15 protein-coding genes and 1 pseudogene are annotated in these 16,623 nt (G+C 44.7%); 2 read left to right on the forward strand and 14 right to left on the reverse strand.

Annotated features, from left to right (window positions below; genetic code table 11):
* Positions 1-8 precede the first annotated feature (8 nt).
* Complete coding sequence (map, locus tag D0T20_RS04380; protein WP_004132877.1) at positions 9-782, reverse strand: type I methionyl aminopeptidase; 774 nt, start codon at positions 780-782, stop codon at positions 9-11.
* A 91-nt stretch (positions 783-873) separates the two neighbouring features.
* On the opposite strand from map, the gene D0T20_RS04385 reads away from it, so the two are divergent.
* The gene (locus tag D0T20_RS04385; RefSeq protein WP_116438498.1) at positions 874-3,006 is read left to right on the forward strand and encodes a M13 family metallopeptidase; all 2,133 of its coding nucleotides are present in this window, start codon (positions 874-876) and stop codon (positions 3,004-3,006) included.
* 141 nt (positions 3,007-3,147) lie between these two features.
* Here the strand turns inward: D0T20_RS04385 and D0T20_RS06475 are convergent.
* Positions 3,148-3,660: pseudogene (locus D0T20_RS06475) on the reverse strand (1,4-beta-N-acetylmuramidase); the annotation flags it as partial.
* Positions 3,661-3,801: 141 nt separating this feature from the next.
* A complete protein-coding gene (locus D0T20_RS06480; RefSeq protein WP_198684160.1) occupies positions 3,802-4,365 on the reverse strand; it encodes a spore germination YkwD domain-containing protein in 564 nt (187 codons plus the stop codon).
* A gap of 390 nt (positions 4,366-4,755) precedes the next feature.
* Here D0T20_RS06480 and D0T20_RS04395 point away from each other — a divergent pair, with 390 nt between their 5' ends.
* The gene (locus D0T20_RS04395) at positions 4,756-5,355 is read left to right on the forward strand and encodes a single-stranded DNA-binding protein (RefSeq protein ID WP_116438499.1); all 600 of its coding nucleotides are present in this window, start codon (positions 4,756-4,758) and stop codon (positions 5,353-5,355) included.
* A 209-nt stretch (positions 5,356-5,564) separates the two neighbouring features.
* Here the strand turns inward: D0T20_RS04395 and D0T20_RS04400 are convergent, their stop codons facing one another.
* From D0T20_RS04400 to rpmE, 11 genes are all read right to left on the reverse strand, one after another.
* The gene (locus D0T20_RS04400; protein WP_162862684.1) at positions 5,565-7,394 is read right to left on the reverse strand and encodes a proline--tRNA ligase; all 1,830 of its coding nucleotides are present in this window, start codon (positions 7,392-7,394) and stop codon (positions 5,565-5,567) included.
* 78 nt (positions 7,395-7,472) lie between these two features.
* On the reverse strand, positions 7,473-8,921 hold the full coding sequence (locus D0T20_RS04405; protein WP_116438500.1) for a PIF1 family DEAD/DEAH box helicase: 1,449 nt from the start codon (positions 8,919-8,921) through the stop codon (positions 7,473-7,475).
* Between the two features lie 66 nt (positions 8,922-8,987).
* Complete coding sequence (orn, locus tag D0T20_RS04410) at positions 8,988-9,695, reverse strand: oligoribonuclease (protein WP_116438501.1); 708 nt, start codon at positions 9,693-9,695, stop codon at positions 8,988-8,990.
* Between the two features lie 71 nt (positions 9,696-9,766).
* The gene (locus D0T20_RS04415; RefSeq protein WP_004136925.1) at positions 9,767-10,051 is read right to left on the reverse strand and encodes a type II toxin-antitoxin system RelE/ParE family toxin; all 285 of its coding nucleotides are present in this window, start codon (positions 10,049-10,051) and stop codon (positions 9,767-9,769) included.
* On the reverse strand, positions 10,044-10,352 hold the full coding sequence (locus D0T20_RS04420; RefSeq protein ID WP_116438502.1) for a type II toxin-antitoxin system RelB/DinJ family antitoxin: 309 nt from the start codon (positions 10,350-10,352) through the stop codon (positions 10,044-10,046). Before D0T20_RS04420 ends, D0T20_RS04415 begins: the two co-directional genes overlap by 8 nt.
* Positions 10,353-10,563: 211 nt before the next feature.
* The gene (gene guaB, locus D0T20_RS04425) at positions 10,564-12,108 is read right to left on the reverse strand and encodes an IMP dehydrogenase (RefSeq protein WP_116438503.1); all 1,545 of its coding nucleotides are present in this window, start codon (positions 12,106-12,108) and stop codon (positions 10,564-10,566) included.
* A 186-nt stretch (positions 12,109-12,294) separates the two neighbouring features.
* Positions 12,295-13,398 (reverse strand): MraY family glycosyltransferase, encoded by a 1,104-nt coding sequence (locus D0T20_RS04430; RefSeq protein WP_116438504.1) that lies wholly within the window; start codon positions 13,396-13,398, stop codon positions 12,295-12,297.
* Positions 13,395-14,069 carry an L-threonylcarbamoyladenylate synthase gene (locus D0T20_RS04435; protein WP_116438505.1) on the reverse strand — a complete coding sequence of 225 codons (675 nt, stop codon included), beginning with the start codon at positions 14,067-14,069 and terminating at the stop codon, positions 13,395-13,397. The genes D0T20_RS04430 and D0T20_RS04435 overlap by 4 nt, the downstream gene beginning before the upstream one ends.
* 21 nt (positions 14,070-14,090) lie before the next feature.
* On the reverse strand, positions 14,091-14,978 hold the full coding sequence (gene prmC / locus D0T20_RS04440) for a peptide chain release factor N(5)-glutamine methyltransferase (protein WP_116438506.1): 888 nt from the start codon (positions 14,976-14,978) through the stop codon (positions 14,091-14,093).
* A 97-nt stretch (positions 14,979-15,075) separates the two neighbouring features.
* Positions 15,076-16,173, reverse strand: coding sequence for a peptide chain release factor 1 (prfA, locus tag D0T20_RS04445; RefSeq protein ID WP_116438507.1), 1,098 nt, complete (start codon positions 16,171-16,173; stop codon positions 15,076-15,078).
* A 144-nt stretch (positions 16,174-16,317) separates the two neighbouring features.
* Entirely contained in the window at positions 16,318-16,530 is a 213-nt protein-coding gene (gene rpmE / locus D0T20_RS04450) for a 50S ribosomal protein L31 (protein WP_004113085.1), read from the reverse strand.
* Positions 16,531-16,623 lie beyond the last annotated feature (93 nt).

The following is a 16,623-nucleotide window of genomic DNA, read 5'->3' on the forward strand; positions in this document are numbered from 1 at the left end:
TTAAAAGTTTAGCGAACAGTCAAAATCTCTGGACCATTCTCTGTAATTGCAATCGTATGCTCGCTATGAGCACCGCGCGAACCATCTGCAGAACGAAGAGTCCAACCGTCTTTTGGATCTTGATAAATCTCGTCAGTAGTCTTTAAGAACCATGGCTCAATCGCAATAACCAAGCCTGGGCGAAGCTTGTAGCCGTGGTGAGCTGTGCCATCGTTAGGAACGTGCGGATCGCCATGCATAATATGGCCAACTCCGTGGCCGCCAAACTCAAGATTTACGCTGTAACCATACTCGTGAGCAACGCATCCAACAGCTGCAGAAATATCCCCAAGACGGTTGCCTGGCTGAGCCATGTTAATGCCAGCCTCGAGTGCTTCCTCAGTGCACTTAATCAAGCGCAAATCTTCTGGATCTGCATGCTTTCCAACAACAAAGCTAATAGCAGAATCTCCAACCCATCCGTCAACGTTAATCGCTAAGTCAAGCGTTAGCAAATCGCCGTCTTTAAGGTTGTAATCAAAAGGAACACCATGAAGAACAGCATCGTTTACAGAAGTGCAAATGTAGTGCGCAAAAGGACCAGTTCCAAAATCAGGAGCGTAATCAACATAGCAAGAAGATGCACCTTTACGGCTCATAATGCGTTGGCGAACAAAGTCATCAATCTCAAGAAGATTTGTTCCGACTTTTGTCATTGCTTGTAAATCTTTAAGAATACTACCAACGAAGCGACCCGCAGGCTTCATAGCTTCAATTTCGGATGGAGTTTTAAGTTCAATCATGATTTAAGACTAACGCGCAGGCACGAAAATAGCACAAAATATGGCGAAAATACTAGCCAATGATGTCGCTTAATACTTGTAATCTAGGCACATGCCTAATAACAATGAAAATAATAATAAAGAATCGCAGAAGGAAATTTCTGCTGTAAATTTTGACCCAGCTTCCTTCTCTTCGGTTATTCGACCACAAGACGATTTATTCCGTTACGTAAACGGTTCTTGGATTGACACTTACACTCTTCCAGAAGACAAACCAATGTTTGGTGCTTTCTACAAGCTTGCAGAAGATGCAGAGACGCAAATTCGAGATATTTTAGAAAGCGAAGATTGCCCAGCCAAAAAGTCGCGAATCTTATACCGTAACTATTTAGATACTGCATCTATTGAAAAAGCTGGAATTACGCCAATTAAGAGCGATTTAGACGCTGTTGATGCAGCTAGCAGCAAAGAAGACTTAGTTCGCACTATTGCTTCTCTTACTCCATACGGCGGCCCAAATGCAATGTTTGCTTTTGGCGTATACGGAGATCCTAAAGACCCTAAGACGAATATTATGCACATTGAGCAGGCTGGATTGGGCTTGCCAGACGAAGCATACTATCGCGAAGATAATTACGCTCCGATTCGCGCTGAATACGTAAAAATGGTAGCAAAGTTGCTGCGATTAGCTGGTTACGGAGATGCCACTACTACAAGCGAGCAATCGGAACGTTTCTTGAAGGTGGAAACACAAATCGCAAGCAACCACTGGGATAACGTAGCAACACGCGATTCTCAAAAAACTTATAATCCTTACGATTATGAAGATTTGGCAAAAACGCTTGAAGCGTTAAACCTTGACGCTTTCTTAGATGCTGCTCAAAAATCTTACGATAACTCGGAAGAAGCAAAGAATCAGCCAATAGATCTTCGCAAAGCTTTTAGCAAAGTAGTAGTTCACGAGCCAAGCTTTATAGAAGGATTGAATAAGATTTGGCAAGAAGCGAACTTAGAAGATCTAAAGCTTTGGGCACGCGTTCATGTGATTTTGTGCTGGGCAAGCATGTTAAGCGAGGACTTTGCACAAGCGCGATTCGACTTCTACGGCAAAGTGCTTTCTGGCGCCACCAAGCCGCGCGACCGCTGGAAGCGCGCAATCGGAGTTGTTGACGATGCTTGCGGCGAAGAAGTTGGCCGTGAATATGTGCGCTTGCACTTCCCTGAGTCTTCTAAAAAGTATATGGAAGGCTTAGTTAGCAATCTTATTAACGCTTACCGCGTATCTATTTCTAACAGCAGCTGGCTTGGCGAGGAGACTAAGGCAAAGGCTTTGGAAAAGCTTAGCAAGTTTGAACCAAATATTGGTTACACAAATCATTGGATTGACTACTCTGCGCTAAATATTAAGGAAGACGCTGGCTTAATTGAGAATATGCGCGAAGTTTCTCGATTTGTGTTTGGTAGGTATACTGCAAAAGCTGGAGAACCTGTGGATCGCGAAGAGTGGCAGATGACTCCGCAAACCGTAAACGCTTACTACGATCCACTGCTTAACGTAATCGTGTTCCCAGCTGCGATTTTACAACCTCCATTCTTTAGCCCAAGTGCTCCAGACGCAGCAAATTACGGTGCTATTGGTGCAGTAATTGGCCACGAAATCGGCCACGGTTTTGACGATCAAGGTTGCGAATACGATGGCGACGGCGTGCTTAACAATTGGTGGACTGAAGAAGACAAAACCAACTTCACTGAGCGCACTAAAGCGCTTATTGAGCAATACAATGCTTTTACTCCAACGCAGCTTATTGTTAAGTATTCTCACTTAAAGAGCAAAGAAGAACGCAATGCAATGCCTCACGTAAATGGCGCTTTAACAATCGGCGAAAATATTGGCGATTTAAGCGGCGTAACTATTGCGCTTAAAGCGTACGCTTTTGCTTTGCAAAAGAGCAATGGTCAAGAGATTGACGGAAGCGACGATGCAATTCGCGAAACTTTGCTGAACGCTCCTAAGGTAGATGGCTTCACTGCTTTGCAACGATTCTTCTTAAGCTACGCGCTTGTGTGGCGTTCAAAGTCTCGTAACGAGATTGCGGAGCAATACCTTCAAATCGACCCACACTCCCCTGCAGAGTGCCGCACTAACGGCATTGCGCGCAACGTTGACTTGTTCTACAACGCATTCGACGTTAAAGAAGGCGACGAAATGTGGCTCGCCCCTGCTGAGCGCGTACACATTTGGTAAATCGCAACATTTTGTAAGTCGCAAATAATATAAACAAAAAGCCTGCAAACGTTTAATACGTAAGCAGGCTTTTTATATTGATTCTTTTTATGTTTATGTGACTTGCTAATCAGACCAAATAATCAGACCAGCTAATCAAACTCACACGCCAAAGGCGTATGTCTTAACATCCGACAAGTTGCCGTTCTGATCATATGCCTCAAAATGAGTCCAATAGATACCTGGACGTGGGCTCCACAAAGCCCAAGGACCATCAAATCCTTCAACCCACTGCTTAGCGTTGTAATCGTAGATCTTAATCTTGGTAGAACCATTAGGATTATTAGTAGTTGCGCCAAGAAGAACACTATTACCCTGCCATGCAGCGTACGTTCCAGCAATAACAGTCTGGCTTGGAACCGTGTAGTGGAAAGCAATTGTCTTCTCTAAAATAACTTTCTTGGTAGAAGGATCGCGTACTTCGCAATGCAACCAATAGTCGCCTGGCCTTGTAACCCAAGAAGCCCAGTTTCCAGTACTCCAATCAGCAATAGTTGCCCACTGTTGAGTACTCAAATTGTAAGAAAGCCAACGATACTCAAGAGGCTTATCGCTATAGGCATTTGCACCAACAGCAATATCGTTGTCTCGAATAATCCAAGCAAAATCAAGGTTAGTAGCGTTATTGCTATTTAGCTTGCCATTTTGATAGTCGGTATCTCCAACTTGAGTTGACAAAGTTAAAGCAGATACTCTTCCGTGAGGACCGCCAGCAGCCTCACCATAACCGAAGGAAATGTTTTCTGGGTTCAAAATTTAATATAAGTGAGCGTTATCACCGTTTATCATGCCATTAGCTTGACGTAATTGGGATTCCTCTTCGTGTGCCCAATCATACATAGATTCTTTCGCATTTTCGCCCCAAGCAAGGTTCTCGCCCCAAGCCTTACGACCAGTGTAGTCTGGAGGATTTACGCCGTCTGCCGCCAAATGATCAATCTGTCCATGCTTAGCAGTTTCTGCTGCGCGACGATACGCATCTTCTTCGTTTGCGCGATCGTAGCGAATACCATCAATATATTGCTCTTTTGTAAGACCCTTAGAAGTAACATAATCCGCAAGAGGCATGCCATTCATAAGTGTAACGCCATCTTGATAATACTTTAAGCGCAAATTACGTATTTCGCCTAAAATGTAGCTTGCGACTTTACTGTCTTTAATCTGCCAATTTGTATTAACATTTGCAACGCTGTTATTAGGCAAATCAACCAATGCACTAGCAGATACTGCAGTAGATCCAATCATTGCCACACAAGCAACAGCCGATGTTGCAACAGCTAGGCATTTCTTTACAGAAAACACATGCAACTTATTCCACATAAGTGTAGTCCTCTCTCGTATACGAACATAACTATCTCTTAGCAATTTTATGTTTAGCATTACAGTAAGTAGAAGTAAATAAAATCTAGGCTCACTCTATGCTAAACAAAACAAAAACCGCTCCTTTAAGTATACCAATCTACATATATTTTTTAGACTTTTAATCCGATACTCGCTTTTGCATATTTTGTCAAGACTTTTTAATCAATGTGAATAAAACATAGGCTTTAACCACATTTATAAAAATATATTGCGCAACTATTTTCCATAATTCATAGTTGATTCTACTGCGGCGAATTTGCCAAAAGCCACGATAATCAACACGGTTTTGCGCGATGAACTTCGAGACTTAAATTAGTCGCAGTCCAAACTCTTGAAAGGTTGAAAAATATGGCACAGCAACAAGCAACATTAACAATCAGCGGTTACGTTGGAAGCGACCCTGTAAACTTTAGTCGCAACGAAAACGCGCCCGCATGCTCGCTAAGAATCGGAAGCACTTCTTCTTACTACCATAACGAAGAAAAAGCTTGGAAGGAGCGCCCAACAACATGGATGACTGTAAAAGCGTACAAGTCGCTAGCATCAAACGTGTTAAAAAGCGTGCATAAGGGAGACGCAATCGTAGTTTGCGGAAATTTAAATACGGAATCTTGGCACAAAGATGGAGAAGACCGATCGCGAGTGGTTCTAGAAGCAACATCAATAGGACACGACCTAAATCGCGGAATCAGTGAATTTACTAAGACTTCGTATGCTAGAAACAAAAGCGTTGCAAACGCAGAGTCTAAAAACAAAGACTATAGCAAAAATGGAGATAGTCAAAATCAAAACTTTGCAATGAAAAATCCAATGTCTTCTAAATCAAATTCTTCTATTCAAGATAATTCTCAAGAAGATTCTCAAGAAGATGCAGAAATAAGTGATTTTGGAGGCCAATTAGATGAAGAACAATACAACGATATTGAAGGAGGCGCCAATGATTTTTAGAAAAGTCTAATAATATTAAACATTAGACTCAAACATAGTGTTGTTTAAAATTTTACTACTGTTATTCATAGCAATATTGCCGCTGAAAATAATGCGCACACATGCAAAACATGCAAAGCATTATATCAACGGCAATATTGTTTTAATTGTTCAATTGTTTAATCACTGATTAGCTGTAATCACTGATTAGCTGTTACAAATTATTGCGATTACAATTGCTCGCGAACGCGCTCTACAATGCGGCTAGCAGCCTCATCCACTGGAACTGCTTCAACGTTTGAACCGTTGCGATTGCGGATTTCAATCGTGCCATTGTTCACAGTATCTCGGCCAGCTACAGCAATCAGCGGCACGCCAACAAGCTCCGCATCCTTAAACTTTACGCCTGGAGAAACCTTTGGACGATCGTCGAATATTACTTCGATTCCCTGCTTGCTAAGCTCTTCAACAACTTTCTCGGCAGCGTCGAAAGCAACTTGATCTTTGCCAGTAGCAACAATATGAACCTGGGCAGGAGCAATTGCCATAGGCCACGCAAGGCCAGCATCATCGTGATGTGTTTCTGCAAGGCACGCAATAACGCGGCTAACGCCAATACCGTAGCATCCCATCCAAACTGGCACAGCTTTGCCGTTTTCGTTAAGAACGCTTAAGCCCAAAGCCTTAGAATACTTTAAGCCAAGCTGGAACACCTGTCCGATTTCCACACCGCGTTCGAAGCTCAATGGACCAGAACCATCTGGGCTCATATCTCCATCGCGAACCTGGGCTGCCTCAACAACGCCGTCCGCTTCAAAATCGCGGCCGTAAACAGCGTTGTAAATGTGCTTACCGTCTTCATCTGCTCCTGTAATCCAGGCGCTTCCCTTTGCAACGTGAGCATCCATCAAGTAGCGGACAGGATTTTCAATTCCACTACCCTCTTTGCGAGCTTGAGGACCTAACACGCCAGCGCCAATATATCCCTTAACAAACTCAGGATGAGACTTTAAGTCATCCTCGGTTGCCTCTTCGATTTCTGCAGGAGCAAATTGAGCTTCAAGACGCTTCATATCTACCTGGCGATCTCCTGGAACACCAATAGCTACGATTTCGCGCCATGGCTCCTCGTGCTCGCCGCCGACAGCATCTGCAGGGTGCTTAACAGCAATAATCAAGTTCTTCAAAGTATCGCTTGCTTGCCATTCGCGGCCGTCTTTGCGTGGATGCAAATCGTTAGAAACTTTAACCAAAGCTTCAATCGTCTTAGCATCTGGAGTATCAAGAGCTTCCATTTTAGGAGTTGCCGAGCAGTCAACATCTTGCATTTCTGGTGTGGTCAAAGCCTCAACGTTCCAAGCTTTTCCAGAAGGAGCAAGCGCAAAAGTATCTTCGCCAATTGCCATTGGAGCCAAGAACTCCTCGGAATCCGATCCGCCCATAGGGCCAGAAACAGCGTGAACAATCACGTATTTAATGCCCAAGCGGTCAAAAATTCGAGCGTAAGCAGCGCGCTCTTCAACATAAGCAGACTTTAAGCCGTCTTCGTCAATCGAGAACGAGTAAGCGTCTTGCATAATAAACTCGCGTCCGCGAATAAGACCTGCGCGCGGACGGAATTCGTCGCGATACTTCGTTTGAATCTGGTACAAAGTTAGTGGCAAATCCTTGTACGAAGAATACATATCTTTTACAAGAAGAGTAAAGACTTCTTCGTGCGTTGGAGCAAGAAGATAGTCAGCCTCATGGCGATCTTTAAGACGGAAAATGTTGTCGCCGTACTCTTCCCAACGGTTTGTAGCCTCGTATGGCTCGCGTGGAAGAAGCGCTGGGAAGTGAACTTCTTGAGCGCCAATACCGTTGATTTCTTCGCGAATAATCGCTTGAACTTTATTGAGTACCTTTAGACCAAGCGGCAACCACGTCCACACGCCTGGAGCAGATTTACGAATGTAGCCTGCGCGCTGCATAAGTTTTGCGGAATTAACGTCCGCGTCTGCTGGATCTTCGCGCAGCGTACGAAGGAACAGCTTAGACATACGAAGTACATTAGAACCCATGCGTTCCAATCTATTTGCGCACGAGGACATAAACACTTGTTTACGCTACTAAACAAATTCACAATAGGTAATTTTCAACTAAAACTCGTCATTGAATCCAAACTCATCGTTGCTAGTACTTGCAAAAATATCAAGTTCCTGCTGACTGGCGAATTCGTTTTCTAACGTGTTTTTTACTAAAGAATTAGCACCACTGTTAGCAAGAAGCTTACTTGCTTTCTCAGAAGCCTCGCGCAAAGAGCTATCAAGAATCACAGCATCCGCGCAAACGCTAAACGCGCGGTCATTAATGCCCTCTAAATAAAGCCCGCTCAAATTTTCCACACGCGAAAGCGCAACATAGCCCATTCCAGGCGCAAAAGTACGGCGCAAATCCATAACTGCACTATCAAGCGTCATTCCTTGCGACTTATGAATCGTAATTCCCCACGCGCATCTAAGTGGCACTTGATTTACGCTAGCAAGAACAGTTTCGCCATCTGTCATCTCCCAAGCAGCAGGCTTAAGAGTAACAATATTGCCGTTTTCAAACTCAACAATCGGCCAGCCACCTTTGGATTCAGGTGCAAATCGCAAAACTCGCCCAACAGAACCGTTCACATATTGCTTATCTTGGTCATTTCGCAAAGCCATTACAGCCGCACCAGCCTTTAATACAAGACGCTCAGGCGCAAGCATGTTCTTTTTTAAGCGCTCTACAAGATTTTTAGGGCCAGCTTCCGTTGCTACAAATTCGTGAGGCTCAGCATCAATCGCAGCAAGTTGAACATTATTTAAGCCGTCCGCTTGCGCGTTTGTTGGAAAAAGATGAACCGAAACTTCGCTATCTTGAGGATATTCGCCAAGTCGACTAGCAAGAACTTGCTTATCTTCATTACTCACAATGCCACTTCGAATATCCGTTAAAACGCTAAGAAGCTTGCCATCATCTTGCCTGTGTTGCTCTGTTAAATAGCACACAACAGGTTTTAGAGAATCCCACGCAAACGATTCCGTAATATAGCCTTCGGGATTTTTGCCAGCAGCAGCATACTTTTCGCGCGATGTAATAAACTCCGGGCTAGGCTCGAATACATCGCGATTTCGCGTAGACGTGCTAACTGGAGGCAGCTGGAAGAAGTCGCCAGAAACCACCACTTGCAGTCCACCAAAAGGCAAATCATTTTTGCGCACCTTGCGGCACACTTCGTCAACCATGTCGAAAAGCCAAGCGTGAATCATGGAAACTTCGTCCAACACAAGCACGTCTGTGGCTTTTATGCGCTTTGCGCGCCTAGCTCTAATGGTTTTAAGAAGCGAATCGGTAAGCGCGTTTGCAACGCCTGTTCCACTCCACGAGTGAATGGTTTGGCCGTTCAAATGCGTTGCTGCAATGCCCGTTGAAGCCGTTACTGCAACGCTTAAACCGTTCTCGCGCATTGAGCGCACAGCACGATTTAGAACATACGTTTTTCCCGACCCAGGAGCGCCCGTTAAAAACACACTTGCGCCTGCATTGATTATTTCTAACGCTTCCGATTGCTTCATTGGCAGCACCTTTTATTTGCGCTATTTGCGCTATTACGTTTAATGCGTTTAATAGTCACGCTTTGTTTAATAATCGCGCTTTTCTGCGGAATTTACGTCTTCTAATGCTTCACCGCGGCGCTCATAGTCACGAAGCAAGCTCGTGCTTTCAATGTGTTGCGCGCCCGCTTTTGCCTTGGATTCGCTTGGTCCTGGAGCTGGAACGAACATCATGTCTCGGTAGTAGCGCAACTCGTCAATCGACTCAATAATATCCGCGAGCGCACGGTGACCGCCATGTTTTGCCGGCTTATTGCGGTAAACGTCCGGGTAAAGCCTGCGCGAAATCTCCTTCAACGTGCTTACGTCGATTACACGATAGTGCAAATTTGCCATTAAATCTGGCATATAACGGTCGAGGAACTTTTTGTCGGAACCAACCGAGTTTCCAGCAAGATGAGCTTTTCCGCGCTCTGGCAGGAAACGCTTTACATACTCAACAACCTGCTTTTGCGCTTCTTCCAAAGGCAAACCGTTCTTATTCCACTCGTCAACAAGTCCAGAAGAAGTGTGCATATTGCGCACAAAATCGTTCATATTAGCCACAGCAGCATCGCTCGGCTTAATCACTAAATCAATACCGTCGTCTAGAACTTTCAAATTAAAATCGGTTGGAACTACAGACACTTCGCATAATTCGTCGTGGAAAATATCGAGTCCCGTCATCTCGCAATCGATCCAAATTAAGCGCGATTCTTCCGGCGTAAACGTAAGATCTTCCTTAGCTTCTGCCATTTTCGTTCCTTTCCTAATATTTTTTCGAACCCATCAGCCTACATCTTCGTACAGACTACTAGACCCTAAAATCAATTAAACAAATCATCATGAGAGCCAGTTCTAGTGAGCACAAGCTGCAATTCTTCTTTCTCAATCTTATAAATCAGAAGCCAATCCCCCTCAATATGAATTTCCCTATACCCTTTCCAATTACCAGTAAGAGAATGATCTTTATATCGAGTAGACAACAGTTGCTTATCTTGTTTCATTAGGGCATCGATTGCATGCTTGAATTTTATTGGATCTACATGCTTTTTCAATAAAGCTTTGAACTCTTTTTTAAATTGAGTTGTACGAAATACTGATTTAAGCATCTAATAAATCCTGCATAAGGTCATCTGTGTTATTAAATGATTTTCCATCATGAGCTTCAGCTTGACGACGAGCTTCAACACTTTCACGGCTTTCACGAGTAATCAAAAAAGGCATAGCCTGATCAACAATTGACTGTCTTAAAAAGACATTAATCGCAGTCGACAAATCCATTCCCATTGAAGAAAATAATTTTTTTGCTTCCTCTTTAACTCTAGAATCTGTGCGAAAACTCACAGTTGCTTGATGCGTATTTTCAGCATATTTACTTTTGACGCTATCGCTAACCAATATTGCAGACAATTTTATACACACTTTCTAATGATTTTTATTTTTATTAAATTGCTATTGTAATACAATATACATACAACAGCAATCATAATGTTTAAACAAACAAAAACGACGAAAAGTTAGAAAGTAGAAAATAAGACTTAGCTAACTTTTCGCCGTTTAGTGCAAAAATACTTGCGATTTATACGCGACTTATACGCACAACTCGCGCACAACTCGCGATTTAGTTGTGGAAACCGCTGTAGTTTGGCGCTTCTGCAGTCATCACAATATCGTGAGGATGCGATTCGCGAAGACCCGCATCCGTAATGCGAATAAAGCGTCCGCGCTCTTGCATTTCCTTAATATTGTGAGCACCAACGTAGAACATAGACTGATGTAATCCGCCGAGCAACTGGTAAAGCACAGCGTTAAGCGGACCGCGATATGGAACTTCGCCTTCCACGCCTTCTGGAACCACCTTATCGGAGCTTGTAACGTCTGCCTGGAAGTAACGATCCTTCGAATAAGACTTCTTACCGCGAGGAGCCATTGCGCCAAGCGAACCCATGCCACGATAAAGCTTGTACTGCTTGCCGTGAAGCAAAACCTTTTCACCAGGAGCTTCCTCGCAACCAGCCAAAGTACCGCCGAGCATAACGGTGTCAGCACCAGCAACCAAAGCCTTAGCAATATCGCCAGAATAGTGAATACCACCATCAGCAATGCATGGTACGCCAGCAGCCTTGCAAGCCTGAGCCGCATCATAAACAGCAGTAAGCTGAGGCACACCAACGCCTGCAACAACGCGCGTAGTGCAAATAGAGCCTGGTCCAACGCCAACCTTTACAGCGTCAACACCAGCATCAATCATAGCTTGCGCGCCTTGGCGAGTAGCAATATTTCCGCCAATAATTTGTACGCCGTCGAAAGCCCTATCTGCCTTAATTCTGCGAATCATATCTAGAGCCAAGCGAGCCTCTCCGTTTGCGGTATCAACCACAAGCACGTCAACTCCAGCCTCCATAAGAGCGCATGCACGCTGCCAAGCATCCCCAAGGAAGCCAATTCCAGCAGCCACGCGCAAGCGACCCTGATCATCCTTAGTAGCATCTGGATACTGCTCAGTCTTCACAAAATCCTTAACAGTAATCAAACCAGTAAGCTTGCCTTCTGCATCAACCAAAGGCAATTTTTCAACTTTGTTGTCTGCAAGCAAACGATGCGCGTCTTCTTTAGAAATATTAGAAGGACCAGTGACGAGATTTTCGCGAGTCATCACGTCTTTGACTTTCAAACGATCATAGTCTTCGGAAGCAATGAAACGCATATCGCGATTGGTAATAATACCAACTAGACGATTTTCGCTATCTACCACTGGCAAACCCGAAATATGAAAACGCCCGCACAATTTATCTAAATCTGCGAGCGTTGCATCTGGGTGAACAGTGAGTGGGTCGGTAATCATGCCAGACTCACTGCGCTTAACAATATCTACTTGCGCAGCCTGATCATCAATGGAAAGATTGCGGTGAAGTACGCCAATTCCGCCATTTCTAGCCATTGCAATAGCCATATCCGACTCAGTTACTGTGTCCATTGCTGCAGAAATTGCAGGAACTTTCATAGTGATTTCGCGAGTTAGATGAGTAGTTGTATCTACTTCGGATGGAATTACATCAGTTTCGTTTGGAAGCAGAAGCACATCGTCGTACGCGAGGCCGAGCTTTTCGAAAATTGGAGGAACAGGAGTATACGCAGATTGCATGTTCATATCAGTTGTAACCATAGGGTCACTATACGTTTTTGCTATGACGTTTGCAAAAGCCGCGTTTCATACACAATATTTAGTGGCCATTTTGATATAAAACTACTACAGCGCTATTATCTACGACTATATACGATTATCTACGACTATCTACGACTAATGCGACGGGTACTGCGATTAGCATCAATTCAAACACTACTCCACTTTTTACGAATTTCGCAACTCCGGCAGCCGCCTGCGCAAATATGGCATCATTGTAAGAACCGTAAGCAACGCCGCCGCAATAATCATGCCAACAAGCACGTAAACTGCTTTAAAGAACAGAATCATTATTGAGCCAAAAGATATGAGCGCCGCCCATCCCCACAAAATAAGCACTGCTCCTTGCACAGAATGCCCAATGCGCAACATTCTGTGATGCAAATGCATGCGGTCTGGATGCATTGGCGACTGCCCTTTTGCAAGCCTTCTGCATATTGCTAAACACATGTCTAACACTGGCAAAAACAGCACTAAAATCGGAAGCAAAATCGGCATAAATACTGGCAAATAGATGCTCGTGTGCACTGCAGATGGGTCTAAGTGGCCTGTCATTATAATAGACGCGCAAGTTATTAAATACCCGATTAGCATGGAGCCAGAATCGCCCATAAAAAGCTTTGCTGGATGCCAATTGTGCAAAATAAACCCTAAGCACATTCCCACCATTGCAACGTCTATAAGAGTTGCCATTGAAGCGTAGCTTGGAGACGTGCGCGCAAGAATATAAGAGTATGTTGCGAAGGCGATTCCGCCAATTGCTACAATTCCAGAAGCCAGTCCATCTAGTCCGTCTACAAAGTTGACTGCATTAATTGAAGCCACGATTAGTATTGCGGTTATTGCGATTGAAAGACTTGGAGACGCTGTAACTAGAGAGCCAAGCGGCAACGCTACGATTTGTAATCCTCCCCACGCAACAAAAACAGCTATTAGTAATTGACCTGCAAGTTTTAGCATCCAATCTAAGTCCCAAATGTCGTCACAAACTCCCAAAAGGCATATGAGTACAGCTCCAGCCAAAACCACCCACGGCTGGTGTGTTCCTGCAAAAAGCCCCGAAATAAAAGGCATGGAGCTTGCAAACGCCATCGACACAGCAAAGCCGAATAGCATTCCAACTCCACCCATACGGGGCGTAGGTATTGTGTGCACGTCGCGAGCGCGCACTTTTCCTACGGCTCCTATGCGAATCGCAAGATGACGTACAAGCGGCATTATTAGCCACGTTGCGCCTCCTGCGATTGCTGCTATAAACAGGTATACCCTCATTTCTTGCGACTTTCTGCTCTTATCTGTTCTTCGCTTATTACACCTTCGCGCAAAATCACAATTCCGTCTTTGTCTCTTGAATCGGCGCCAACTACTGTGCTTGCTACATGCGAGCGTGTTGGGCCAGCGTTTAAGTACAGCGGGATTTCGTCTCCAAAAGCCGCAAACGCTTCTTCTACGCTGTCTGCGCTCTCGTTTCCGCTGCGATTTGCGCTAGATGCCGCCAATGGCCCCGTAACGCGCAAAATTTTCATTAGTTCTGGGCAATCTGGAACGCGCACGCCTTGCGTTGCTTCAGCTTGGATTTTGTTTTGCTCATTGTTCTCATCTGCTTTACAAAGCGTAGCAAGCCTTGTAGCTACCGAATCTTTTTTTGCGCGCGCGATTGGCGAATATCCGCCTGGCAGGAATTTTTCCGCAAGCACGTCTAATGGGCTTGGCAAGTAAAGCCCAAGTTTTTCTAAGTCACTTACACTGCTCATTAAAATTTGCAGCGCCTTCGTGCGCGGTCTGCGCTTTAGTTGGTAGATTTTCGCTACTGCATCCTCGTTAAATGGATCGCACGCCACTCCGTAAACTGTGTCTGTTGGCACTACAATTACTCCGCCCGCGTTGATTATTTGCGCCGCAAGTTGCAATGATTCTTCGTTAATCGTGCAAATTTTACTCATTTTTAGCCTCTTTTTTGCATACTACAATTTTTTGCATACTACAAATCTTGCTCTGTTTGTTAAGTCGTTTTTGACTTTTGCGCTGCTAAATCCTACGTTTTTTGCATAATCTGCAAGCGCTTCTCCTTGCGTAATATCGTGTTCCATAATCATTATTCCACCCCTACGCAAATACGCAAAACTCGCTTTTACAATTTTTTGCGGTATTAGTAGTCCGTCTTTAGATCCACCATATAACGCCATTTTTGGATCGTAGTCGCGAGCTTCAATCTGCTCTAGTGGCTTGCTTTCTGGCACGTATGGTGGGTTTGTGATTACTACGTCTACTTTCTCTTTAATCGCAGCTGTTTCAGGCAGATTAACGTTTGTAGCATCGCCTAATATTGCGTGATATCTGTTTAAAATATCATATTTTTCCGCGATTTTGTTGTAGTTTTTTTGCAAATATTCAAAAGCTTCTGGCGATTTTTCAACAGCCCACACTTGCGCGTTTGCAACTTCGCTTGCTACCGATAATCCAATCGCTCCCGACCCTGCGCACAAGTCTAAAACAATAGGATTTTTTAGATTATTTGCGCGAATCCAATCTATTCCCTCTTGAACTACCACTTCTGTCTCGGGCCTTGGCACAAAAACACCTTTACCTACTATTAGGTCTATGTAGCGAAAAGTGGCGAATCCAATAATGTGTTGCAATGGCTCGCGCGAGGCACGTCTAGATATAAAATCGCTATATTTGCTAGCATAATCGGGCAAAAAATCCTTAAAATCGCCAAGTATTAGCGCTTTGTTTAAGTCTGCTAAGCTTATGCCACAAGCGTGTGCTAAAAGTACACGAGCGTCATATTGTGGAGAATCTACGCCTGCTTTACAAAGACACGCAATAGCATTTTGCAAGAGTTCGCGCATAATACAAGCAATTCCTAGATGCTAATTCCTACAAGCCAATTTCTACAATTTAATTTCTGCAAGCCAACACAAGCAACGAGTTTAAAGATATTACTATTTACTTGGCTTTAGCTAAGCGATCGGCTTCATCCGCCTGAATATCGCTGTCTATAACCGCTTGCAAATCGCCGTTAAGCACCTGGTCAAGATTGTATGCCTTGTAATTCGTGCGATGGTCCACAATACGATTTTCTGGGAAGTTGTATGTGCGGATTCGCTCAGAACGGTCCAACGAGCGCACCTGCGAGTGGCGCATATCTGCTGCCTCCGCTGCCTCCTGCTCGTGCTTCATAGCAAGCAAACGCGACTTTAGCACGCGAAGAGCTGCCGCACGGTTTTGAATCTGCGACTTTTCATCTTGCATGCTAACAACAATTCCCGTTGGAATATGCGTCATGCGAACCGCGGAATAAGTAGTGTTCACGGACTGTCCGCCAGGGCCAGAGCTCATGAAAATATCGATTTTAAGGTCTTTTGGATCGATTTCGATTTCGTCGTCGTCTTCGTCTGCTTCTGGGAACACAATTACACCAGCTGCCGAAGTTTGAATACGACCTTGCGATTCAGTAACTGGGATTCGCTGCACGCGATGCACTCCGCCTTCGTACTTCATGCTTGCCCACACGCCGTCTTCTGGAGCAGGAGTGCCTTTTGCGCGAATCGCAAGCTGCACGTCTTTTACGCCGCCAAGCTCCGTCGCGTTTTCGCTTTGGATTACGGTAGTCCATCCGCGCTTTTCTGCGTAACGCATGTACATGCGCAATAAATCGCCAGCAAACAGAGCCGCTTCTTCGCCACCCGTACCAGCTTTGATTTCCATAATCATGTCTCGCGCATCGTCTGGATCTCTAGGAATCAGCGCTGTGCGAAGCTTTTCTTTTGCTGCTGGAATTTGTTCTTCTAAATGTTTTGCTTCTTTTGCTAAGTCTTCGTCTTCGCTTGCCATCTCGCTAGCTACTTCGTAGTCTTCGCAAAGCTGCTTGTAATTTAAGTACGCGCTTACGATTGACCCAAGTTCTGCATGCCTACGACCGAGCTTGCGGATTGCGTCTGGATTAGACGCTACTTCTGGCTGCCCCATGCGATTTTCAATATCGCGGTATTCGTTTAGAGCTGTAACCGCTGCTGGGAATTGCTCATCTATTGACTCGGCCATTTTGTTCCTTTATAGTCGCGCATAACGCGGATTTTTAAATCGAAAATATTAAATTAAATATTGTAAGATACACGCATGTTTAGCACATAAAACGCCAGCCCCGATTCCGCTGATTACACGAAAGCAGGGCTGGCGATTAAAAAGCTACTTAGTCTTCTTACCGTAGCGCTTCTCGAAGCGAGCCACGCGGCCGCCGGTATCGAGAATCTTCTGCTTGCCGGTATAGAATGGGTGGCACTTTGAGCACACGTCAACCGTCATATGATCGCCATCAGCGGTGGAACGAGTTACAAAAGTGTCTCCGCAAGAGCAGGTAACCTGCACTGCGTGATAGTCGGGATGAATACCCTGCTTCATAATGTCTCCTATGGAATTCGGGCGACCCGGGTCGCAAAGCCCCAATAGCTAAGCGTGAACCGGAACCTTCGCTATTTTAGTTACTACCCTCGA

This window comes from Gardnerella piotii, assembly GCF_003397585.1.
Lineage (GTDB): Bacteria > Actinomycetota > Actinomycetes > Actinomycetales > Bifidobacteriaceae > Bifidobacterium > Bifidobacterium piotii.

Coding starts and splice junctions, on each gene's coding strand:
- D0T20_RS04400 (WP_162862684.1), bottom strand. CDS start 7,394: ATGGGTTCTAATGTACTTCGTATGTCTAAGCTGTTCCTTCGTACGCTG.
- D0T20_RS04385 (WP_116438498.1), top strand. CDS start 874: ATGCCTAATAACAATGAAAATAATAATAAAGAATCGCAGAAGGAAATT.
- orn (WP_116438501.1), bottom strand. CDS start 9,695: ATGGCAGAAGCTAAGGAAGATCTTACGTTTACGCCGGAAGAATCGCGC.
- D0T20_RS04405 (WP_116438500.1), bottom strand. CDS start 8,921: ATGAAGCAATCGGAAGCGTTAGAAATAATCAATGCAGGCGCAAGTGTG.
- D0T20_RS06480 (WP_198684160.1), bottom strand. CDS start 4,365: ATGTGGAATAAGTTGCATGTGTTTTCTGTAAAGAAATGCCTAGCTGTT.
- D0T20_RS04430 (WP_116438504.1), bottom strand. CDS start 13,398: ATGAGGGTATACCTGTTTATAGCAGCAATCGCAGGAGGCGCAACGTGG.
- guaB (WP_116438503.1), bottom strand. CDS start 12,108: ATGGTTACAACTGATATGAACATGCAATCTGCGTATACTCCTGTTCCT.
- map (WP_004132877.1), bottom strand. CDS start 782: ATGATTGAACTTAAAACTCCATCCGAAATTGAAGCTATGAAGCCTGCG.
- D0T20_RS04435 (WP_116438505.1), bottom strand. CDS start 14,069: ATGAGTAAAATTTGCACGATTAACGAAGAATCATTGCAACTTGCGGCG.
- rpmE (WP_004113085.1), bottom strand. CDS start 16,530: ATGAAGCAGGGTATTCATCCCGACTATCACGCAGTGCAGGTTACCTGC.
- D0T20_RS04395 (WP_116438499.1), top strand. CDS start 4,756: ATGGCACAGCAACAAGCAACATTAACAATCAGCGGTTACGTTGGAAGC.
- D0T20_RS04415 (WP_004136925.1), bottom strand. CDS start 10,051: ATGCTTAAATCAGTATTTCGTACAACTCAATTTAAAAAAGAGTTCAAA.
- prfA (WP_116438507.1), bottom strand. CDS start 16,173: ATGGCCGAGTCAATAGATGAGCAATTCCCAGCAGCGGTTACAGCTCTA.
- prmC (WP_116438506.1), bottom strand. CDS start 14,978: ATGCGCGAACTCTTGCAAAATGCTATTGCGTGTCTTTGTAAAGCAGGC.